Consider the following 20,581-nt stretch of genomic DNA (forward strand, 5'->3'; position numbering starts at 1 on the left):
ATGATCCCCGGAGAGATCCTGTACGCGGACGGACCCGTCGCCCTCAACGAGGGGCGCCCCGTCACCCGTCTCACCGTGCTCAACGCCGCCGACCGGCCCGTCCAGGTCGGCTCCCACTACCACTTCGCCGAGGTCAACCCCGGCCTCGACTTCGACCGGGCCGCCGCCCGGGGGCAGCGGCTGCACATCGCCGCCGGGACCGCCGTCCGCTTCGAGCCCGGCATCCCCGTCGAGGTCGAACTGGTCCCGATCGCCGGCCGCCGGATCGTGCCCGGCCTGCGCGGCGAGACCGCCGGCCCCCTCGACGCCACCGGCCCCTCCGACACCACCGAGCAGGACAAGGACGGCGACCGTGCCTGACCTCCACCGCGCCGTCTACGCCGACCTGTTCGGCCCCACCACCGGCGACCGCGTGCGCCTCGCCGACACCGACCTCCTCGTCGAGATCGAGGAGGACCGCTGCGGCGGCCCCGGCCGCGCCGGCGAGGAGGCCGTCTTCGGCGGCGGCAAGGTCGTCCGCGAGTCCATGGGCCAGGCCCGCACCACCCGCGCCGAGGGCGCCCCCGACACCGTCGTCACCGGCGCCGTCGTCATCGACCACTGGGGCGTCGTCAAGGCGGACATCGGCATCCGGGACGGCCGGATCACCGCCCTCGGCAAGGCCGGCAACCCCGACACCATGGACGGCGTCCACCCCGACCTCGTCATCGGCCCCGAGACCGAGATCATCGTCGGCAACGGCCGCATCGTCACCGCGGGCGCCGTCGACACCCACGTCCACTTCATCTCGCCGACCGTCGTCGAGCAGGCCCTCGCCACCGGAGTCACCACCCTCGTGGGCGGCGGCACCGGACCGGCCGAAGGCACCAAGGCGACCACGATCACGCCCGGCCCCTGGCACATGGCCCGGATGTTCGAGGCGCTGGACACCTTCCCCGTCAACATCGGCCTGCTCGGCAAGGGCAACACCATGTCCCGGGAGGCGATGCACTCCCAGCTGCGCGGCGGCGCCCTCGGCTTCAAGATCCACGAGGACTGGGGCGCCACCCCCGCCGTCATCGACGCCTGTCTGAGCGTGTGCGAGGAGACCGGCGCCCAGCTCGCCATCCACACCGACACCCTGAACGAGGCGGGCTTCGTCGGCGACACCCTCGCCGCCATCGCCGGCCGCACGATCCACGCCTACCACACCGAGGGCGCCGGCGGCGGGCACGCCCCCGACATCATCACCGTCGTCTCCGAGCCGTACGTCCTGCCCAGCTCCACCAACCCGACCCGGCCGCACACCGTCAACACCATCGAGGAACACCTCGACATGCTGATGGTCTGTCACCACCTCAACCCGGCCGTCCCCGAGGACCTCGCCTTCGCCGAGTCCCGCATCCGGCCCTCCACCATCGCCGCCGAGGACGTCCTCCACGACCTGGGGGCCATCTCGATCATCTCCTCCGACTCCCAGGCCATGGGCCGGATCGGCGAGGTGATCATGCGGACCTGGCAGACCGCCCACGTCATGAAGAAGCGCCGCGGCGCCCTGCCCGGCGACGGCCGCGCCGACAACCACCGCGCCCGCCGCTACGTCGCCAAGTACACGATCAACCCGGCCGTCGCCCAGGGCATGGACCACCTCGTCGGCTCCGTCGAGCCCGGCAAGCTCGCCGACCTGGTCCTCTGGGAGCCCGCCTTCTTCGGCGTGAAGCCGCTCGTCGTCCTCAAGGGCGGCCAGATCGCGTACGCGCAGATGGGCGACGCCAACGCCTCCATCCCCACGCCGCAGCCCGTGCTGCCCCGCCCGATGTTCGGCGCGCTCGGCCGGGCCGCCGCCGCCGGTTCGGTCAACTTCGTCGCCCAGGCGGCGATCGAGGACGACCTGCCCCGGCGGCTCGGGCTGCACAAGGAGTTCACCGCGATCGGCTCCACCCGGCGGGTGACCAAGGCCGACATGCGCGAGAACGACGCCGTGCCCCGGGTCGAGGTCGACGCCGACACCTTCTCGGTGACCATCGACGGCGAGACCGTCGAACCGGCGCCCGCCGCCGAACTGCCCATGGCCCAGCGTTACTTCCTCTTCTGATGACACTCTCCGCACTCCTCGTGCTCGCCGACGGGCGCTTCCCCGCCGGCGGGCACGCCCACTCCGGCGGCGCCGAGGCCGCCGTCAAGGCGGGCCGCATCAAGGACGCCGCCGACCTGGAGTCCTTCTGCCGGGGCCGCCTGCACACCACGGGCCTCACCTCGGCCGGGCTCGCCGCCGGAGCCGCGCACGGACTCGACCCGTACGAGCTCGACGCGGCGGCCGACGCCCGTACGCCCTCGGCGGCCCTGCGCGCCGCCGCCCGCAGACTCGGCCGCCAGCTGATGCGGGCCGCCCGCGCCACCTGGCCGAGCCCCGAACTCGACGCGCTGGCCGCCGCGTTCCCCCGCGGCGCCCACCAGCCCGTCGTCCTCGGCACCGCCGCACGGGCCGCCGGACTCGGCCCCGGGGAGGCGGCGCACTGCGTCGCGTACGAGACGGTCGGCGGCCCGGCGACCGCGGCCGTCCGCCTCCTCGGCCTCGACCCCTACCAGGCCACCGCCGTCCTCGCCCGCCTCGCACCCGAGATGGACCAGGTGGCCGAGCGCGCCACCGCGGCCGCCCGGCAGGGCGTCGTCGACGCGCTGCCCGCCGCCTCCGCCCCGCTGCTCGACCTCACCGCCGAACAGCACGCGGCCTGGCCCGTCCGCCTCTTCGCGTCCTGAGCACCCTCCGAGCACCCCCTGAGCCACCCCCTCCGAGCACCCGGGAGCCCGCCATGCACCTCGATCACGCCCACACCCACCACGGCGCCGTCTCCGCCGACGCCCACCGCCCCGACGGCACCCGCCGCGCCCTGCGCATCGGACTCGGCGGACCCGTCGGCTCCGGAAAGACCGCCACCGTCGCCGCCCTCTGCCGGGAGCTGCGCGACACCCTCTCCCTCGCGGTCGTCACCAACGACATCTACACCCGCGAGGACGCCGAGTTCCTCCTCCGCAACGCCGTCCTGCCGCCCGAGCGCATCCAGGCCGTGGAGACCGGGGCCTGCCCGCACACCGCCATCCGCGACGACATCTCCGCCAACCTCGAAGCGGTCGAGGACCTGGAGGACGGCGTCGGGCCCCTCGACCTCGTCCTCGTCGAGTCCGGCGGCGACAACCTCACCGCCACCTTCTCCAAGGGGCTCGTCGACGCCCAGATCTTCGTCATCGACGTGGCCGGCGGCGACGACATCCCCCGCAAGGGCGGCCCCGGCGTCACCACCGCCGACCTCCTCGTGATCAACAAGACCGACCTCGCCCCGTACGTCGGCTCCGACCTGGAGCGGATGGCCCGCGACGCGAAGGAGCAGCGCGGCGACCTGCCCGTCGCCTTCACCTCCCTGCGCGGCGAGAACGGCGTCGCCCCCGTCGCCGACTGGGTCCGGGCACAGCTCGCGGCGTGGACCGCGTGAGCCTGCGCGCCACTGCCCGGATCACCGCCGACGCCGACGGCGGACTGCCGCTCCTGGTGAGCGACGGCCCCCTCGCCCTGCGCCGCACCCGGGCCGCCGGACCGTACACCCGGGTCACCGTCGTCGGGGCGATGAGCGCCCCGCTCGGCGGCGACCGGCTGGCGATCGAGACCGAGGTGCGGGACGGGGCCCGGCTCCTGGTCGACTCCGCCGCCGCCACCCTCGCCCTGCCCGGCCGGAGCGCCGACCCCGCCGCGTACGAGGTGCGGATCGCCGTCGGCGACGGGGCGGTGCTCCGCTGGCTGCCCGAGCAGCTCGTCTCCGCGGCCGGCTCGCACCTGCGGATGCGCACCACCGTCGACCTCGCGCCCACGGCGCGGCTCGTCCTCCGGGAGGAACAGGTCCTCGGCCGGCACGGCGAACCGCCCGGCACCCTCGTCAGCCGCCTCACCGTCCGTCGCGCCGGCCGCCCCCTGTTCGACCAGGAGCTCGCCTTCGGCCCCGGGGCGTCCGGTGGCTGGGACGGCGGCGCGGTCCTCGGCGGCCACCGGGCCACCGGGCAACTCCTCGTCGTCGACCCGGCGTTCGCCGACAAGCCGGTGGGGCCGCGGCTGTACGGGGAGAACGCCGTGGTCAGCCCGCTCGCCGGCCCCGCCGCCCTCGCCACCGCCGTCGCCCCCGACGCGCTCGCGCTGCGGCGACTCCTCGATGCGGCTTTGTCCGAACTCGCCCCGTTCTGAACCTTCCTCGGAGCCGTACCGCTCAGCGGTACACCACTCACCGGTTATTGGTTCGGCAAAGAAACACGTGTACGCCCTTACATCCTGAGCCCCGGTGACGAAAGGATCCCCCGGACACACAGACTCCTTCAGGGGGAGGACCATTGAGACGCACAGCAGTGCTCGGCTCTGCCGGCACTCTGATAGCGGGCACGCTCATGGCGACCGCGCTCGCCGCGCCGACGGCCGGTGCCGTCACCGGCCACGAGCGGGACGACGAGGCGCGCGGCGCGACCATCGCCGCCGCCGAGGCCGCCAAGGCCGGCATCGACTGGCAGGACTGCCCGGCCGACTGGGGCTTCGCCAAGCCCATCCAGTGCGGCTGGGTCACCGTCCCGGTCGACTACGCCAAGCCCCACGGCAAGAAGATCAAGCTCGCCGTGGACCGCGCCGTGGCCACCGGCACCGCCGCCGAGCACCAGGGCGCGCTGCTCTACAACCCGGGCGGCCCCGGCGGTTCCGGCCTGCGCTTCCCGCGCCGGGTCACCACCAAGAGCCCGCTCTGGGTGAACACCGCGAAGGCGTACGACTTCGTGGGCTTCGACCCGCGCGGCGTCGGCCACTCGGCGCCCATCTCCTGCGTCGACCCGACCGAGTTCGTCAAGGGCCCCAAGCTCGACCCGGTCCCGGACAGCGAGGCGGACAAGCTCGCCCAGCGCAAGCTGGCCGCCGAGTACGCCAAGGGCTGCGCCGAGAAGAGCGGCGACATGCTGCCCTACATGACGACGCGCAACACCGCCCGTGACCTCGACGTCATCCGGGCCGCGCTCGGCGAGAAGAAGCTCAACTTCATCGGCGTCTCCTACGGCACCTACCTGGGCGCCGTCTACGGCACGCTGTACCCGGACCACGTCCGTCGCATGATCGTCGACAGCGTGGTCAACCCGGAGAAGAGCAACATCTGGTACCAGGCCAACCTGGAGCAGGACATCGCCTTCGAGGGCCGCCTCAAGGACTGGATGAACTGGGTGGCCCAGAACGACGCCACCTACCACCTCGGCGACACCCTGGCGGAGGTCCAGCAGCAGTGGGTGACCCTGCGCGCCGCCGCCAAGAAGGAGCCCCTGGGCGGCAAGGTCGGACCGGCCGAGCTCATCGGCTTCTTCCAGAGCGCCCCGTACTACGACTCCTCGTGGGCCCCGGTCGCGCAGGCCTGGAGCGCGTACGCCGCGGGTGACCCGCAGCCGCTGATCGACGGCGCCGCCGCGGACCTCACCGACACGGCCGGCAACATCGCGTCGGAGAACGGCAACGCCGTCTACACCGCCGTCGAGTGCGCCGACGCCGCGTGGCCGACCAACTGGAACCGGTGGAACCGGGACAACTCGGCCCTCCACGAGCAGTACCCGTTCATGACCTGGGCGAACGCCTGGATGAACCTGCCGTGCGCCACCTGGTCCGCGCCGCAGCAGAAGCCGACCCAGGTCAAGACCGGCAAGGGCCTGCCGCCGGTGCTCATCGTCCAGTCCGAGCGCGACGCGGCGACGCCGTACGTCGGCGCGGTCGAGCTGCACAAGCGCTTCAAGGGCTCGCGTCTCATCACCGAGAAGAACGCGGGTTCGCACGGCGTCACCGGTCTGGTGAACCCGTGCATCAACTCGCGGGTCGACACCTACCTGCTCACCGGCGAGGTGGACGGCCAGGACGTGACGTGCGAGCCGCACGCCACCCCCAAGCCGTAACACCCCGCACAGCGTGAAGGGAGGGGCGGCCGTCCGACGGCCGCCCCTCCCGTCATGCCCGGGACGCCAGCCAGGCGTCCTCCGCCGCGTAGTCGAAGAAGTCCACCCGGTACTTCGCGAGGCCGGGGAAGGCCTCCCGCCACTCCCGCCCCTTCAGGTGCCCGGCCAGCCACTCGACCGTCTCCGGCAGCGACTCCGCGTACGACACCACCGGCCGGTACCCCAACTCCCTTTCGGCCGCCGCCATGTCGTAGACGACGGGATGCTCCGACGTCCACGGGGTGAGCCCCACGGTGCCCCGCGGCGCCCCCTCCATCAGCACCGTCTCGCTCTCCGCCCCCATGACCGCGTCGATCGCCGCCCCGATCTCCGCCACCGTGGGCGCCTCCGGGTCCGCCGCGTTCAGCACCCGGCTGCCGGGGGCCGCCGCCGCGAGCCGGACCAGCTCCGCGATGTTGTCGACGTGGGCCGGATGGAACCGTGACGTCCCCCCGTGGGCGAGCACGCGCACCGGCCGCCCGTCGAGCGCCCGCTTCACGAACCACAGCTCGCGCGGTCCGGGGCAGTACGGGCCGTGGATCGCGCCGGCCCTCAGCACCGTCGTCGGCAGCGCCTCGCCCGCCGCGAGCACCTCCCGTTCCAGGGCGATCTTCCGCGTGCTGTACGTGGTGTCGCCGGGCGCGACCGTACGCCAGTCCTCCGCGATCGGCACCGGGTAGGCGGGGAAGCCGTCCGGCCGGTCCTGGGTGTCGAAGCTGCGCCCCCGCTCGTCCTCGTACACCGCCCCGCTCGACACCACCACCGCCGAACCGATCCGGTCGGCCAGCCCCGTCAGCTGCCGGCCGTGACCGGCGTCGTACGCGACGATGTCCACGAGCACGTCGCACCCGTCGCCCAGGCCCGCCGCCAGCGCACCCTGCTCGTTCCGGTCGAGCCGGACCGACCGGACCCCGCCCGGCCACCCGTCGTCCCCGGCGCCGCCCCGCGAGGCGGCCGTCACCTCCCAGCCGTCCGCGACGAGCGCCCGCACGGCCGCCCGCCCCACCTGTCCCGTCGCACCCAGCACGAACGCGTTTCCCTTGGTCATACGAGGGACGCTACGGGTGTCCCGGGCCGTGGCCCAGGGGATTGCGCCGTGCGCGGATCCGCCCTCGGCGTTCCCCGCGCGGGAACTATTCCGACGGCGCGTCACCACGCGACCCGGCGGCCTTCACCACTGCCGCGTACTCGTCCACGTACTCCTGGCCCGACAGGCGCATGATCGCGTACATGATCTCGTCCGTCACCGCCCTGACCACCGCCCTCTCGCCCGCCGACCCGGCGAACCGGGAGAAGTCCAGCGGCTCCCCGAACCGGATGGTGACCCGGCAGATCCTCGGCACGACCTTCCCCGGCGGCTGGATCTCGAAGGTCCCCACCATCGCGCACGGCACCACCGGCACCCCCGCGGTCAGCGCCATCACCGCCACCCCCACCTTGCCCTTGTAGAGCCGCCCGTCGTGCGAACGCGTCCCCTCCGGATAGATCCCGAGCAACTCGCCCCGGTCGAGGACGCCCAGACCCTCCCGGATCGCCGCCCGGCCGGCCTCCTTCCCCGACCGGTCGACCGGGATCTGCCCGGCGGCCCGGAAGAAGGCCGCCGTCAGCCTGCCCTTCAGACCGGGACCCGTGAAGTACTCCTGCTTGGCCAGGAAGGTGATCCGCCGGTCCAGGACGACCGGCATCAGGAAGTGGTCGGAGAAGGAGAGGTGATTGCCCGCGACGATCGCGGCCCCCTCCTCCGGGACGTGCTCGAGCCCCTCGATCCTCGGGCGGAACAGCAGCCTGAGGAGCGGCCCGAGCAGGACGTGCTTCATCAGCTGGTAGAACACCGAGACCCCCGTTCGTCGTCCGTCACGCCCGTTGTATCCCCGCACGGGCCCGTGGTCCACTGGTGGGGGAGCGTCACATGACGGGCGAGCGCGGAGCCAGGCGCCCCGGCCGCGTCCTCACCGCGCTGCTGTGCGCGCTGACGGCGGCCGGGTTGTACGGCTGCTCCGACCCGGGCCCGCCGCCGCAGCCGCGCCCCACGCCGACGACCGCGCCCGCCACCCCCACCGGGCTCTCGCCCTTCACCGGACTTCCCGCGAAGCCCGCGCCCGTCCTGACCGTGAAGATCGACAACGTGCCCGCGGCCCGCCCCCACACCGGCCTCGGCGCCGCTGACCTCGTCTACGTCGAACAGGTCGAGGGCGGAGTCACCCGCCTCCTGGCCGTCTACTCCTCACACCTCCCCGACCTCACCGGCCCCGTCCGCAGCGCCCGGGAGTCCGACATCGCCCTGCTCGCCGACTACGGCCGGCCGGTCCTCGCCTACTCCGGCGCCCAGTCCGCCCTCACCCCGCTCCTCCGGGCCGCGCCCCTCGACCTCGTCACGGAGACCACCGCGCCCCGGGCCTTCCTGCGCTCACCGGACCGACCCGCCCCGCACAACCTCTATCTGCGCCCCGACCGCGCCCTCGCCGCCGCGCCGAGGGCCGACGACGCCCGGGACATCGGCCTCCGCTTCGGGCCCGCCCCACCGGGCGGCACCCCGGTCACCACCTCGACCGTCCGCTACCCGGCGGCCCGCTACGCCTTCACCTGGTCCGCCGCCGACCACGCCTGGCGCGTGGCCATGGACGGCCGCGAGGCCCGCGCCACCGACACGGGCCCGCTCGCTCCGAAGACGGTCGTCGTCCAGCACGTCACGATCCGCCCCTCCCGCTTCCACGACCGCTTCGGCTCGGTCTCCCCGTACAGCGAGACCGTCGGCAGCGGCACCGCCCTCGTCCTGCGCGACGGGCGCGCCCACGAGGCCCGCTGGTCCCGCCCCTCCGCCGGCTCCGGCACCACCTTCACCACCCCGGCCGGGGCGCCCCTGCCCTTCGCCCCGGGCCAGACCTGGATCGTCCTGGCCCCGCGCGCGTAGGGCGGGCCCCGTCGGTCAGGACGTGGTGCCCGGCGGGCGGGATCCGGGAGACGGTGGTACGGAGCTGTCCGCCGCCGCCATCCCGATCGTCGCCACGACCAGGATCACCAGACCGAACCAGAGCCAGCCGCTGCTGCCGAGCGCCACCGTGTAGGCCGTGGTCAGCACCAGCGCCGCGCAGGTGAGCACCGTCATCGTCTTCGTGGGACCGGACATCAGCCCGCCCTCCTCCCGACCGGGGCCGCGCAAGCCGTCCATCCAGCCCATCGTGACCCCGGAAGAGGGGCGCGCGCTACTCCCCGGACGCTCCGGCGTGCGCCGGAACGCGAACGGGCCCGGCGCCGGAAGCGGCACCGGGCCCGGAAAGGGGGCGTGGATCCGAGCGTCAGCGACTCCGCGCCCGCAGCGAAGCCAGATACGCGTTGTACGCCTCCAGCTCCTTGTCGCCGTCCCGGTCGGCCGCCCGGTCCTTGCGGACGGCCTGCCGCTGCTCGGAGTGGTACCACTGGTAGACCAGCGCGATCAGCACGAGCACGGACGGGATCTCGCTGAAGGCCCAGGCGATGCCGCCCGCGGCGTTCTGGTCGGCGAGGGCGTCGATGCCGAGCGAGGCCGGCGGGTTCTCGTACGCCTTCACCAGCGGCTGGGTCGCCATCATCATCGCGATGCCGAAGAACGCGTGGAACGGCATCCCCGCGAACAGCTCCAGCATCCGCATCACGTACCCCGGCCGGTGCGGGCCCGGGTCCACGCCCATGATCGGCCAGAAGAAGATCAGACCCACCATCAGGAAGTGCACCATCATCCCGATGTGCCCGGCCTTCGACCCCATCAGGAAGTCGAAGAGCGGCGAGAAGTAGAGCGCGTACAGGCTTGCGATGAACATGGAGATGGTGAACGCCGGGTGCGTGATCACCCGCATGTACCGGCTGTGCAGCAGCTTCAGGAGCAGCTCGCGCGGCCCCAGGGAGCCGCGGCCCGCCACCGGCAGCGCCCGCAGCGCGAGGGTCACCGGCGCGCCGAGCAGCAGCAGGATCGGCGACAGCATGGAGATCACCATGTGCTGCACCATGTGCACGCTGAACATGACCATGCCGTAGTCGTTGAGCTTGGTGCACATCACCAGCGCGATCGTCAGCACGCCGACGGCGAAGAGCACCGTCCGGCCGACCGGCCACGCGTCACCGCGCCGCCGCAGCCGCGCCACGCCCCAGCCGTACAGACCGAGCGCCGCCAGGCATCCGATCAGGAAGAAGAGGTCCGGGGAGAACTCCAGGCCCCGTCCCAGCGTGAACGGCGGCAGATCCATGGTCATGCCGTGTCCGCTGTGATCCATCCGTACACTCCTGGAGCCCGATTCGCGCTTGTTGTCCGCACCAGACTAGAACCGCCCCCGGCCGCGACGGCGACCGGGGGCGGTTGTCACGCACGGGAGTCGTCAGAGCACGCACTCCGCCTCGGCGTACCGGTCGGCCGGGACCGTCTTGAGGGTCTCCACGGCCTGCGCCAGCGGGACCATCGTGATCTCCGTGCCGCGCAGCGCGGTCAGCATGCCGAACTCGCCGCGGTGCGCCGCCTCGACGGCGTGCCAGCCGAAGCGGGTGGCGAGGACGCGGTCGTACGCGGTCGGCGTGCCGCCGCGCTGGACGTGGCCGAGGATGACCGGACGGGCCTCCTTGCCGAGGCGCCGCTCCAGCTCGGCGGAGAGCTGGTTGGCGATGCCGGTGAAGCGCTCGTGGCCGTAGATGTCGGTGCCGGCGGTCTTGAAGTCCATCGAGCCCTCGCGCGGCTTCGCGCCCTCGGCGACGACCACGATCGCGAACCGCTTGCCGGCCTCGAAGCGCTCGCCGACCCGGGAGGTCAGCTCGTCGATGTCGAAGGGGCGCTCGGGGACGACCACGGCGTGCGCGCCGGCGGCCATGCCGGAGTGCAGCGCTATCCAGCCGGTGTGGCGGCCCATCACCTCGACGACGAGGACCCGCTGGTGCGACTCGGCGGTGGTCTTCAGCCGGTCGAGGGCCTCGGTGGCGACGGTGACGGCCGTGTCGAAGCCGAAGGTGACGTCGGTGGAGGCGATGTCGTTGTCGATCGTCTTCGGGACGCCGACGATCGGGAGTCCCGCCTGGGAGAGCAGGTTCGCCGCCTTCAGGGTGCCCTCGCCGCCGATCGGGATGACGGCGTCGAGACCGAGGTCGGCGACGTGGCCCTTGGCACGCTCGACGCCGTCGACGAGGTGCGCGGGCTGGACCCGGGAGGAGCCGAGGATGGTGCCGCCCCGGGCCAGGATGCCGCCCACCGCGTCGAGGTCGAGCTTGCGGTAGTCGCAGTCCAGGAGACCCTTCCACCCGTCGTGGAAGCCGATGACCTCGTCGCCGTGGTCGACGACGGCGCGGTGCACGACGGAACGGATGACAGCGTTCAGACCGGGGCAGTCTCCGCCGGAGGTGAGCACGCCAATGCGCATAGCCCAAAAACCTTTGCAACGTGGGCCGACTCCCGGACCACGTCGTCCGGCTGGATCCCCGCCACCCTATCGCCGCAGGGGTGGCGGGACCGAACCGGATGTCCGCACAGTGGACAACGTACGTTCGTACGAGGGACCTGCGGCGGCCCCGGGGTGACTCAGGAGGGCTGCGTGGCCGCCGCGATGCGCTCGGCGCGCAGCGCCTCGTACCAGCGGTCGTCGGTCGGCGGCAGCGCGTTCACGTCGAGGGCCAGCTTCAGGAGCAGGTCCGCGATCTGCGGGTTCCGGGCCATGACGGGACCGTGCATGTACGTGCCGAAGACGGTGTCGTTGTACGCGCCCTCGGTGCCGTCGCCGGTCCCGTTGCCGTTGCCGAAGACGGTCCGGGCGAACGGCCGGGCCGTCGGGCCGAGATGGGTGATGCCCTGGTGGTTCTCGAACCCGGTCAGCTGGGGGAGGCCCAGGCGCGGGTCGATGTCCGCGAGGACGTCGCCGACGCAGCGGGCGCCCTCGCCACGGGTCGAGATCACGTCGATGAGGCCGAGGCCGGCCTCGCGCTCGCCGAGGTCGTTGATGAACTCGTGGCCCAGGATCTGGTACCCGGCGCAGACCGAGAAGATGATCGCGCCGTTGGAGGCGGCGCGGCTCAGGCCGCCGTCCCGTCGCAGCCGCTCGGCCGCGAGCCGCTGCGGACGGTCCTCGCCGCCGCCGATCAGGTAGATGTCGCCCGAGGTGGGCACCGGCTGGTCGCTGCGGACGTCGACGCGCTCGACGCTGAGGCCGCGCTGTTCGGCACGGCGCTGGACGACGAGGACGTTGCCCTGGTCGCCGTAGGTGCTGAGCAGGTCCGGGTAGACCCAGACCAGGCGCAGGCTGCTGTCACTCATGCTGCAAGTCCTCTACGGGTCAGTTGCCGACGCGGCGGCGGACGTCCTGGAAGGCGGTGTAGTTGGCGATCAGCTCGATCTGCCCGGGCGGGGCCATCGAGACGGCCTCGTCCAGCGTCTCGCAGACGCGGAAGTCCACGCCCGCGACCTCCAGGCGGACCGCCAGGTCCAGCTTCCGGTCGCCGATCACCATGATCGGGTGGCCGGCGAGCCGGCCGTAGTCCACGTCCCACAGCCAGGAGGTGTCCGTGCCGTCGGCGCCCCGCGCGTTGACCGAGAGGATCACCGGAGCGGGCGGCCCGTCGATGAGGGAAAACGTTTCGAGCCAGCCGGCCGGGTTCTTCGCGAGGAGCAGACGCAGGTCGCGGTTCTGGAAGGAGACCACGTCGTAGCGTCCGGCGACGGCCTGCACCTGGTACATGCGCTCCAGGGCCACCTGCGGCGGCACCCCGAAGACCGCGGCGACGGCGGCCGAGGTGGCGGCGTTCGCCTTGTTGGCGCGGCCGGGCAGCTGGAGGCGGATCGGCCAGGCCGAACCGTGCGGGTCGAGCACGTGGTCGCCGCTGAGCGCCCAGCTCGGCGCGGGACGGCGGAAGCCGCACTCGCCGCAGAACCAGTCGTCGCCCGGACGCTGCATCACACCGCCGCAGGCGGGGCACGACCAGGCGTCGTCCTTCCACTCCTGGCCGGCGGCGACCCACACCACGTTGGGGGAGGAGGAGGCGGCCCACACGATGAGCGGGTCGTCGGCGTTGGCGATGACCACGGCCTTGGTGCCGTTGAGGCCCTCGCGCCACTTCTCGGCGAGCATCCGGGTCTCGGCCGCGCGGTCGAGCTGGTCGCGGGAGAGGTTGAGCAGCGCGATCGCCTTGGGCGTGGTGTCCCGGGCGACGCCCGCGAGGTACTTCTCGTCGACCTCGATCACACCGAACTTGGAGTCCGTGCCGCCGGCCAGCGCCGAGGTGATGCCGGCGGGCATGTTGGCGCCGAGGGCGTTGGAGACCACGGGACCGGCGGCGCGCAGGGCCTCCGCGATCAGCCGGGTCGTGGTGGTCTTGCCGTTGGTCGCCGACACCAGGACGACGTCCAGATGCTGCGCGAGCCGGCCGAGCAGGTCGGGGTCGAGCTTCAGCGCCACCCGGCCGCCGATCACCGATCCGCTGCCGCGCCCCGCCGCACGCGACACCGCGGCCGCGGCCTTGCCCGCCGTCACGGCCAGCTTGGCGCGCGGCGACAGCGGCTCTGGATTACCGGGGTGTCCTGACATCGTTCTTGTTCCTCCTTGCGTCGGTCCGGGCTCAGCCTATCGAGATCCGGCCAGCAGCCCGAACAGCGGCACCGGCGAGCGGCCGCGCGAAACGGGGAGGTCACGGCGGACCGTACCCTTACGGCCATGCGAAACCGCCCCATCCCCGGCAGTTCCGGCCTCGTCCGAGCGATGACCCTCCTCGGCGACCCCGTGCTGCACACCCCCTGCGCGCCCGTCACCGACTTCGGACCCGAACTGGCCCGGCTCGTCGAGGACATGTTCGCCACGATGTACGCGGCGCACGGCGTGGGCCTGGCGGCGAACCAGGTCGGCACGGGCCTGCGGGTGTTCGTGTACGACTGCCCCGACGACGAGGAGAACCGCCACCTGGGCCATGTGGTGAACCCGCGGCTGGTGGAGGCGGACGGCGACGTGATCCGGGGCCCCGAGGGCTGTCTCTCCCTGCCGGGCCTGGAGGCGCCGACCCCCCGCTTCGACCGCGCGGTGGTGGAGGGCGTACGCCTGGACGGCACCCCGATACGGATCGAGGGGACGGGTTTCTTCGCCCGCTGCCTCCAGCACGAGACCGATCACCTGGAGGGCGGGGTCTACGCGGACCACGTCACGGGGTGGCGCAAGTCACGCCTGCTGCGCGCGATCCGGAAGCAGCCGTGGGGGACCGGGGCGGACCGGATCGCCTAGGGGGCGTCCTGCCGGGCGGACCCTGGAAGCCCCCTAGGGGGCGTCCCGCCGCTCAGGCCCTAGAAGCCCGGCCCGCCCGGGAGGTCGTCGGCCGCCGCGAGGCGGCCCCACAGGAGGTCGGCCAGGCTCTTGACCAGGTCCGCGCGGGAGCAGGGGCGCTCGCCGAGCCACCAGTCGCCGGCCGCGTGCATCATGCCGACGATGCCGTGGCCCCAGATCCGGGCCTGGGCCTCGGCGGCCGGTCCCAGGTCGACGCGCTCGGCGATGACCTGGCCGAGCTCCTCGCCCATGCGGCGCAGCAGCGGGGCCGAGTGGCGGCCGACGTCGAAGCCCTGCTCGGTCTGGTGCGGCTCCTCCGCCGGGTGCATGAGGAAGCGGTAGACCTGGGGCATCGCCTCGATGGACGCCAGGTACGTGTCGAGGGTGGCCTCGACGCGGCGGCGCCGGTCGGCGGGCGCGTCGAGCGAGGCCCGGAGCGAGGCGAGCAGCGCGTCCGTGTGCCGGGTGGCGAGGGCGCGGTAGAGGCCGCCCTTGTCGCCGAAGTGGCGGTAGAGGATCGGCTTGGTGATGCCGGCCTCGGCCGCGATCGCGTTCATGGACGCCTTGGGGCCGTCCCGGAGCACCACCCGGTCCGCCGCCTCCAGCAGCTCGCGGCGCCGCTGCTCGGCGGTCGTCTGCTGGTCGGTGGCCCGGTGTGCGATGTCCATGTGCGTGTCTCCCCGCCCGTGCGATTCGTGAGGCTCTCGCAACGTAACACCCGGCCGGGATCCGGCGTCGGTCGGGCCGAACCGCTCCACCGCAGGTTGACAGCCTCTACCCGCCGGTAACAGACTGGTGTTACCGCAAGTAACGTCATGCTGGGAGGGAACATGGGCGAGTTCACGCTCGAACTCAACGAGGACCAGAAGCAGGTCCGCGACTGGCTCCACGGCTTCGCCGCCGATGTGATGCGCCCCGCGGCCGCCGAGTGGGACGAGCGTGAGGAGACCCCCTGGCCGATCATCCAGGAAGCGGCCAAGCTCGGCATATACTCCCTCGACTTCTACGCCCAGCAGTTCTTCGACCCGACCGGCCTCGGCATCCCGATGGCGATGGAGGAGCTCTTCTGGGGCGACGCCGGCATCGCCCTCTCCATCGTCGGCACCGGTCTCGCCGCCGTCGGCGTCCTCGCCAACGGCACCGAGGAGCAGATCGGCACCTGGGTCCCGCAGATGTACGGCGACGCGAACGACGTCAAGGTCGCCGCCTTCTGCTCCTCCGAGCCCGACGCCGGCTCGGACGTCGCCTCCATGCGCACCCGCGCCGTGTACGACGAGGCCAAGGACGAGTGGGTCCTCAACGGCACCAAGACCTGGGCGACCAACGGCGGCATCGCCAACGTCCACGTCGTCGTCGCCGTCGTCGACCCCGAGCTCGGCTCCAAGGGGCACGCCTCCTTCATCGTGCCGCCGAACACCCCCGGGCTCTCCCAGGGCCAGAAGTTCCAGAAGCACGGCATCCGCGCCTCCCACACCGCCGAGGTCGTCCTGGAGGACGTCCGCGTCCCCGGCTCCTGCCTCCTCGGCGGCAAGGACAAGCTGGACGAGCGGCTCGCCCGCGCCCGCGAGAAGGCCAAGGCGGGCGGCGAGCGCGTGAAGAACGCCGCCATGGCCACCTTCGAGGCCTCCCGCCCGGCCGTCGGCGCCATGGCCGTCGGCACCGCCCGCGCCGCGTACGAGGTCGCCCTCGACTACGCCAAGACCCGGGTCCAGTTCGGCCGCCCGATCATCGAGAACCAGGGCGTCGCCTTCCAGCTCGCCGACATGGCCACCCAGATCGACGCCGCCCGTCTGCTCGTCTGGCGCGCCTCCTGGATGGCCACCGCCGGCAAGCCCTTCACCGCGGCCGAGGGCTCCATGTCCAAGCTGTACGCGAGCGAGGTCGCCAAGAAGGTCACCGCCCAGGCCGTCCAGATCCTCGGCGGCAACGGCTACACCCGTGAGTACCCGGTGGAGCGCATGCACCGCGACGCCGCCATCTACACGATCTTCGAGGGCACGAGCGAGATCCAGCGGATGGTCATCAGCCGCGCGATCGCGAAGTAGCCGCCGCTCGCACCAAGCAGAACCCGTTGCCCTCCGGGTCCCGGAGGGCAACCGCGTGAGGGACCCCTTTCGAGCCAACCGGCCAGATCCGGCCCGCAGTTCGGCCCTCCCTACCGGCGAGTCACCTCCTGAGGGAGAATCAACTCGCAGGCGACGATCGAGGGGGAACCGTTCATGGCCACCACCACAGGTGCCGAAGCACCCGAACTCGCGGGACTTCCGCTGCTCGGCTCCATGCTCGACCTCAAGAAGGACTCGCTGGGCACCTTCCTGCGCGCCCGGCGCGAGCACGGGGACGTCGTGCGGATGACCGCGGGCCCGCCCGGGGTCGGCGCCGCCTTCTACGGCGTCTTCTCCGCCGAGGGAGCCCAGCAGGTCCTCGCCGGGGAATCCGCCAACTTCCGCAAGGACAACGCCTTCTACCAGGAGATCCGCGAGTCCTTCGGCAACGGCCTGCTGACCAGCCAGGACGAGGACTACCTCCGCCAGCGCCGGCTCGTCCAGCCCCTCTTCACCAAGCGCCGCGTCGACGGCTACGCGGCGGCCATCGCCGCCGAGGTCACCACCCTCGTCGGCGAGTGGGAGGAAGGCGGCGCCGGGACCGTCGACGTCCTCCACGAGATGACCCGCCTCGCCCTGCGCGCCGTCGCCCGCATCCTCTTCGGCACCGACGTCGACGCGGCCGTCGAGATCGTCGAGCGCTGCTTCCCCGAACTCGGCGCCTACGTGCTCCGCCGCGGCTACTCCCCGGTCAAGGTCCCGCGCCACTGGCCCACCCCCGGCAACCGCAAGGCCGCCGCCGTCCACCAGGCGCTGTACGAGGTCTGCGACCGGATCATCGCCGAGCGGCGCGGCTCCGGCCGGGCCCCCGCCGGGGGCGACGACCTCCTCACCCTGCTCGTCGAGGCCGAGAGCGCCGAGGACGGCAGCTTCGACGCCACCGAGCTGCGCGAGCAGGTCCTCGTCTTCCTGCTCGCCGGGCACGAGACCACCGCCACCTCCCTCGGCTTCGCCCTGCACCTCCTCGGCCGCCACCCCGAGGTGCTGAAGCGGGCCCACGAGGAGGTCGACCGGGTCCTCGACGGCCGCACCCCCGACGCCGGCGACCTCGACGCGCTGCCGTACGTCACCCGGGTCCTCAAAGAGACCATGCGCCTCTTCCCCGCCGCCCCGGCCATCGGCCGCCGCGCCGTCGCCGCCACCGTGATCGACGGCGTCACCATCCCGGCGGGCGCGGACGTCATCGTCTCCTCCTGGGTCACCCACCGGCACCCCGCCTACTGGGAGGACGCCGAGCGTTTCGACCCGGACCGCTTCACGCCCGAGGCGGAGGCGGGCCGCCCCCGGTACGCCTGGTTCCCCTTCGGCGGCGGCCCCCGCGCCTGCATCGGCCAGCACTTCTCGATGCTGGAGTCGGTGATCGCGCTGGCGATGATCCTCCAGAAGTACGGCTTCGAAGCCGTCGACACGGAGGTGCCCGTGGGCTCCGCCATCACCCTCACCACGCAGGGCCCGGCCCGCTGCCGACTGGTGCCGAGGACGGCGTAACCGGACCGCGCGGGGGAGCGGCCGGGCCGCTCCCCCTGTTCCACGGCTTCTACGGCCGGGTCGCGACCACGATCGTCGCCCACCACTCCTCGGAGGCGACGACCCGCGGCACCAGACCGGCCGCGGACATCACCGCGAGCGCCGACTCCGCCTGCCGCTCGCTGGTCTCCACCAGCAGGTGCCCGCCCGGCGCCAGCCACTCCGGCGCCTCGGCGGCGACCCGCCGCATGACGTCGAGCCCGTCCGCACCGCCGTCGAGCGTCACGTGCGGCTCGTGGTCGCGGGCCTCGGGCGGCAGCAGCCCGATCTCCTCGGTCGGCACGTACGGCACGTTCGCGACCAGCACCTCGACCCGGCCCCGCAGCTCCCGCGGCAGCGGCGCGAACAGGTCCCCCTCGTACACCCGGCCGCCGCGCGGCTCCACGTTCCGCCGGGCGCAGCGCACCGCCGCCGGCTCGACGTCCGAGGCGTGCACCTCGGCGCCCTCGACCTCGGCGAGCAGCACGGCGCCCGCCGCCCCGGAGCCGCAGCACAGGTCGACGCAGACGGCGCCGGGCCGGGCCAGCTCCACCGCGCGGCCGACGAGGAACTCCGTACGCCGCCGGGGCACGAAGACCCCGCCGTCGACCTCGATCCGCAGCCCGGCGAACCCGGCCCAGCCCACGACGTGCTCAAGGGGCAGGCCCGAGGCCCGCCGCTCGACCATCAGGTCCAGCTCGGCGGGCCCGGCGGCGGACGCGAGGAGCATCTCCGCCTCCTCCTCGGCGAAGACGCACCCGGCGGCCCGCAGCCGTTCGACCACCCCCGGGTCAGACAAGCTGCGCCTCGATCGCCGCCACGACCTCGGGGGCCTCCGGCTCGGTGCGCGGACGGAAGCGGGTGACCGCGCCGTCACGGCCGATGAGGAACTTCTCGAAGTTCCACTGCACGTCACCGGCCTCGCCCTCGGCGTCGGCGACCTTCACCAGCTCGGCATAGAGCGGGTGGCGCCCCTCGCCGTTCACGTCCGTCTTCTCCAGGAGAGGGAAGGACACCCCGTACGTCGCCGAACAGAAGGTCGCGATCTCCTCGGCGCTGCCGGGCTCCTGCCCCGCGAACTGGTTGCAGGGCACCCCGAGCACGGTGAGGCCGCGCTCCCCGTACTCCTTCTGCAGCCTCTCCAGGCCCGCGTACTGCGGGGTGAGCCCGCACTTGGAGGCCACGTTCACCACCAGCACGGCCCGGTCGCGGTAGTCGGCCAGGGAGAGCGGCTCGCCGGCCAGGGTTTTCAGGGGGATGTCGTACAGGCTCATGGACTGCTCCTCGTCGGAATGAGGTTTGATCTCAACATGGCAGACGAACCACTGGCAATCGCGATCGATTCCGCAGCTCAGGCAGGACCGCGCCGGGTGTACTGCCGCCTCTGCGGCCGCCCCCTCACCGGCGCCGACTCCCGCCGCACGGGCCTGGGCCCCACCTGCGACGCCAAACTCCACCCGGCGCCCCCGGACATCCGCACCCGCCGCCACGAGGTGGAACAGGACGCCCTCCCGGGGCTGGACGACCGGTCGTAGGCCCGGACCCGGCGACGCTACCAGACGGCAAATCGATCGCCCACGGGAATTCGGGTCGGCCACAGTGGGCCGCGATGAGATCGAAACCCGAGCATCCGGAGTCCTGAACCATGTCCACCCTGCGCGTCACCGCCGAAGTCCTCACCGTCCATCCGCATCCGAACGCCGACGCCCTGGAACTCGCCCAGGTCGGGCTCTACCGGGCCGTCGTCGCCAAGGGGGCCTACCGGACGGGCGACGCCGCCGTGTACATCCCCGAGCAGGCCGTGCTCCCCCTCGCGCTCGTCGATGAGCTGGGGCTGACCGGGCGGCTCGCCGGAGGGAACGCGGACCGGGTGAAGGCCGTACGGCTGCGCGGGGAGCTGTCGCAGGGGATCGTGTGCCGCCCCGCCGCGCTCGCCGGCGTCGACCTGGCGCGGGCCGCGGCCGAGGGGACCGACTTCGCGGAGGCGCTCGGGATCACCAAGTGGGTGCCGCCGATACCGCCGACGATGAGCGGGGACGTGGAGGCGGCGCCCGACCTGCTGCCGTGGGTCGACATCGAGAACCTCCAGCGCTACCCGGACCTGTTCGCGCCCGGTGAGCCCGTCGTCCTGACGGAGAAGCTCCACGGGACCGCGTGCCTGCTGACCTTCCACGCCGAGGAGGGCCGCACGCAGGTCTCCTCCAAGGGGTTCGGGGCCAAGGGCCTCGCCCTCCAGGAGGACCCGCGCAACCTGTACTGGCGCGCCGTCCACGGGCACGGGCTGGCCGGCGTCGCCGAGCGGCTGGCCGAACGGCTCGGCGCCCGCAGGGTCGGGCTCTTCGGCGAGGTGTACGGCTCCGGGGTGCAGGACCTCGCCTACGGCGCCGACGCCCGCTCCGAGACCGTCGGCTACGCCCTCTTCGACGTGTCCGCCGAGATCGGGGGAGAGGTCCGCTGGCTGGACCCGGCCGAGGTCCTGGAGGCCGGCGAGGTCCCGCTCGTACCGCGGCTGTACTCCGGGCCGTACGACCTCGACACCGTCCTCGCGCACGCGAGCGGCCGGGAGACCGTCTCCGGCCGGGAGGCCCATCTGCGGGAGGGCGTCGTCATCCGGCCCGCGACCGAGCGGTACAGCCCGGTCACCGGCGGCCGGGCCATCGCCAAGGCGGTCAGCCCGGCCTACCTCACGCGCAAGGGCGGCACCGAGTTCGAGTGACCTGGGGAGGGCCGGAGCCACCCGTGCCCCAC

Annotated in this window: 22 protein-coding genes; 12 read left to right on the plus strand and 10 right to left on the minus strand. The window is 73.0% G+C overall.

All coding sequences use genetic code 11. From position 1 onward, the window contains the following. The 6 genes from ACIGW4_RS06240 to ACIGW4_RS06265 all read left to right on the plus strand — a co-directional run bounded on the left by ACIGW4_RS06240 (window position 1) and on the right by ACIGW4_RS06265 (window position 5,931). The gene (locus ACIGW4_RS06240; protein WP_123458724.1) at window positions 1–360 is read left to right on the plus strand and encodes an urease subunit beta; all 360 of its coding nucleotides are present in this window, start codon (window positions 1–3) and stop codon (window positions 358–360) included. Continuing rightward, entirely contained in the window at window positions 353–2,074 is a 1,722-nt protein-coding gene (locus ACIGW4_RS06245; RefSeq protein WP_398711007.1) for an urease subunit alpha, read from the plus strand. Before ACIGW4_RS06240 ends, ACIGW4_RS06245 begins: the two co-directional genes overlap by 8 nt. Then, window positions 2,074–2,739 (plus strand): urease accessory protein UreF, encoded by a 666-nt coding sequence (locus tag ACIGW4_RS06250; RefSeq protein WP_123458722.1) that lies wholly within the window; start codon window positions 2,074–2,076, stop codon window positions 2,737–2,739. Before ACIGW4_RS06245 ends, ACIGW4_RS06250 begins: the two co-directional genes overlap by 1 nt. 53 nt (window positions 2,740–2,792) lie before the next feature. Then, a complete protein-coding gene (gene ureG, locus ACIGW4_RS06255; protein ID WP_123458721.1) occupies window positions 2,793–3,470 on the plus strand; it encodes an urease accessory protein UreG in 678 nt (225 codons plus the stop codon). After that, a complete protein-coding gene (locus ACIGW4_RS06260) occupies window positions 3,467–4,210 on the plus strand; it encodes an urease accessory protein UreD (RefSeq protein WP_359589535.1) in 744 nt (247 codons plus the stop codon). Before ureG ends, ACIGW4_RS06260 begins: the two co-directional genes overlap by 4 nt. 143 nt (window positions 4,211–4,353) lie before the next feature. Further along, the gene (locus ACIGW4_RS06265) at window positions 4,354–5,931 is read left to right on the plus strand and encodes an alpha/beta hydrolase (protein ID WP_398711006.1); all 1,578 of its coding nucleotides are present in this window, start codon (window positions 4,354–4,356) and stop codon (window positions 5,929–5,931) included. A 52-nt stretch (window positions 5,932–5,983) separates the two neighbouring features. Here ACIGW4_RS06265 and ACIGW4_RS06270 read toward each other — a convergent pair whose 3' ends face one another. Beyond that, window positions 5,984–7,018, minus strand: coding sequence for an NAD(P)-dependent oxidoreductase (locus tag ACIGW4_RS06270; RefSeq protein ID WP_185094899.1), 1,035 nt, complete (start codon window positions 7,016–7,018; stop codon window positions 5,984–5,986). 85 nt (window positions 7,019–7,103) lie between these two features. Then, the gene (locus ACIGW4_RS06275) at window positions 7,104–7,802 is read right to left on the minus strand and encodes a lysophospholipid acyltransferase family protein (RefSeq protein WP_399578798.1); all 699 of its coding nucleotides are present in this window, start codon (window positions 7,800–7,802) and stop codon (window positions 7,104–7,106) included. 77 nt (window positions 7,803–7,879) lie between these two features. Between ACIGW4_RS06275 and ACIGW4_RS06280 the strand changes: the two genes are divergently transcribed. Next, a complete protein-coding gene (locus ACIGW4_RS06280) occupies window positions 7,880–8,881 on the plus strand; it encodes a DUF3048 domain-containing protein (protein WP_123458718.1) in 1,002 nt (333 codons plus the stop codon). A gap of 15 nt (window positions 8,882–8,896) precedes the next feature. On the opposite strand, the gene ACIGW4_RS06285 is transcribed toward ACIGW4_RS06280, so the two are convergent. The 5 genes from ACIGW4_RS06285 to ACIGW4_RS06305 form a co-directional block, all read right to left on the minus strand. Continuing rightward, window positions 8,897–9,097 (minus strand): hypothetical protein, encoded by a 201-nt coding sequence (locus tag ACIGW4_RS06285; protein ID WP_123458717.1) that lies wholly within the window; start codon window positions 9,095–9,097, stop codon window positions 8,897–8,899. A gap of 169 nt (window positions 9,098–9,266) precedes the next feature. Further along, window positions 9,267–10,217 (minus strand): cytochrome c oxidase assembly protein, encoded by a 951-nt coding sequence (locus ACIGW4_RS06290; protein WP_123458716.1) that lies wholly within the window; start codon window positions 10,215–10,217, stop codon window positions 9,267–9,269. A gap of 102 nt (window positions 10,218–10,319) precedes the next feature. Beyond that, window positions 10,320–11,345, minus strand: coding sequence for a 6-phosphofructokinase (locus tag ACIGW4_RS06295; RefSeq protein WP_398711004.1), 1,026 nt, complete (start codon window positions 11,343–11,345; stop codon window positions 10,320–10,322). Between the two features lie 158 nt (window positions 11,346–11,503). Beyond that, window positions 11,504–12,232, minus strand: coding sequence for a type 1 glutamine amidotransferase (locus tag ACIGW4_RS06300; RefSeq protein ID WP_123458714.1), 729 nt, complete (start codon window positions 12,230–12,232; stop codon window positions 11,504–11,506). A 19-nt stretch (window positions 12,233–12,251) separates the two neighbouring features. Next, the gene (locus ACIGW4_RS06305) at window positions 12,252–13,499 is read right to left on the minus strand and encodes a MurT ligase domain-containing protein (protein WP_116162279.1); all 1,248 of its coding nucleotides are present in this window, start codon (window positions 13,497–13,499) and stop codon (window positions 12,252–12,254) included. A gap of 126 nt (window positions 13,500–13,625) precedes the next feature. Here ACIGW4_RS06305 and def point away from each other — a divergent pair, with 126 nt between their 5' ends. Further along, entirely contained in the window at window positions 13,626–14,183 is a 558-nt protein-coding gene (gene def / locus ACIGW4_RS06310; protein ID WP_123458713.1) for a peptide deformylase, read from the plus strand. A gap of 59 nt (window positions 14,184–14,242) precedes the next feature. On the opposite strand, the gene ACIGW4_RS06315 is transcribed toward def, so the two are convergent. Then, window positions 14,243–14,890 carry a TetR family transcriptional regulator gene (locus tag ACIGW4_RS06315; protein ID WP_123458712.1) on the minus strand — a complete coding sequence of 216 codons (648 nt, stop codon included), beginning with the start codon at window positions 14,888–14,890 and terminating at the stop codon, window positions 14,243–14,245. A 162-nt stretch (window positions 14,891–15,052) separates the two neighbouring features. Between ACIGW4_RS06315 and ACIGW4_RS06320 the strand changes: the two genes are divergently transcribed. Together ACIGW4_RS06320 and ACIGW4_RS06325 are read left to right on the plus strand one after the other, a co-directional pair. After that, window positions 15,053–16,267, plus strand: a complete 1,215-nt coding sequence (locus ACIGW4_RS06320) for an acyl-CoA dehydrogenase family protein (RefSeq protein ID WP_123458711.1) — start codon at window positions 15,053–15,055, stop codon at window positions 16,265–16,267. A 174-nt stretch (window positions 16,268–16,441) separates the two neighbouring features. Then, window positions 16,442–17,815 carry a cytochrome P450 gene (locus ACIGW4_RS06325; protein WP_123458710.1) on the plus strand — a complete coding sequence of 458 codons (1,374 nt, stop codon included), beginning with the start codon at window positions 16,442–16,444 and terminating at the stop codon, window positions 17,813–17,815. Between the two features lie 49 nt (window positions 17,816–17,864). On the opposite strand, the gene ACIGW4_RS06330 is transcribed toward ACIGW4_RS06325, so the two are convergent. Next, window positions 17,865–18,632 (minus strand): putative protein N(5)-glutamine methyltransferase, encoded by a 768-nt coding sequence (locus tag ACIGW4_RS06330; protein ID WP_399578805.1) that lies wholly within the window; start codon window positions 18,630–18,632, stop codon window positions 17,865–17,867. Then, the gene (locus ACIGW4_RS06335) at window positions 18,625–19,107 is read right to left on the minus strand and encodes a glutathione peroxidase (RefSeq protein WP_359589503.1); all 483 of its coding nucleotides are present in this window, start codon (window positions 19,105–19,107) and stop codon (window positions 18,625–18,627) included. Before ACIGW4_RS06335 ends, ACIGW4_RS06330 begins: the two co-directional genes overlap by 8 nt. Before the next feature lie 36 nt (window positions 19,108–19,143). On the opposite strand from ACIGW4_RS06335, the gene ACIGW4_RS06340 reads away from it, so the two are divergent. Together ACIGW4_RS06340 and ACIGW4_RS06345 are read left to right on the plus strand one after the other, a co-directional pair. Next, window positions 19,144–19,368 carry a DUF6011 domain-containing protein gene (locus tag ACIGW4_RS06340; protein WP_359589502.1) on the plus strand — a complete coding sequence of 75 codons (225 nt, stop codon included), beginning with the start codon at window positions 19,144–19,146 and terminating at the stop codon, window positions 19,366–19,368. Between the two features lie 110 nt (window positions 19,369–19,478). After that, the gene (locus ACIGW4_RS06345) at window positions 19,479–20,549 is read left to right on the plus strand and encodes an RNA ligase (ATP) (protein ID WP_123458706.1); all 1,071 of its coding nucleotides are present in this window, start codon (window positions 19,479–19,481) and stop codon (window positions 20,547–20,549) included. Window positions 20,550–20,581: the final 32 nt, after the last annotated feature.

The sequence above is a fragment of the Streptomyces sp. NPDC053513 genome (assembly GCF_044544765.1).
Classification (GTDB): Bacteria; Actinomycetota; Actinomycetes; order Streptomycetales; family Streptomycetaceae; genus Streptomyces; species Streptomyces litmocidini.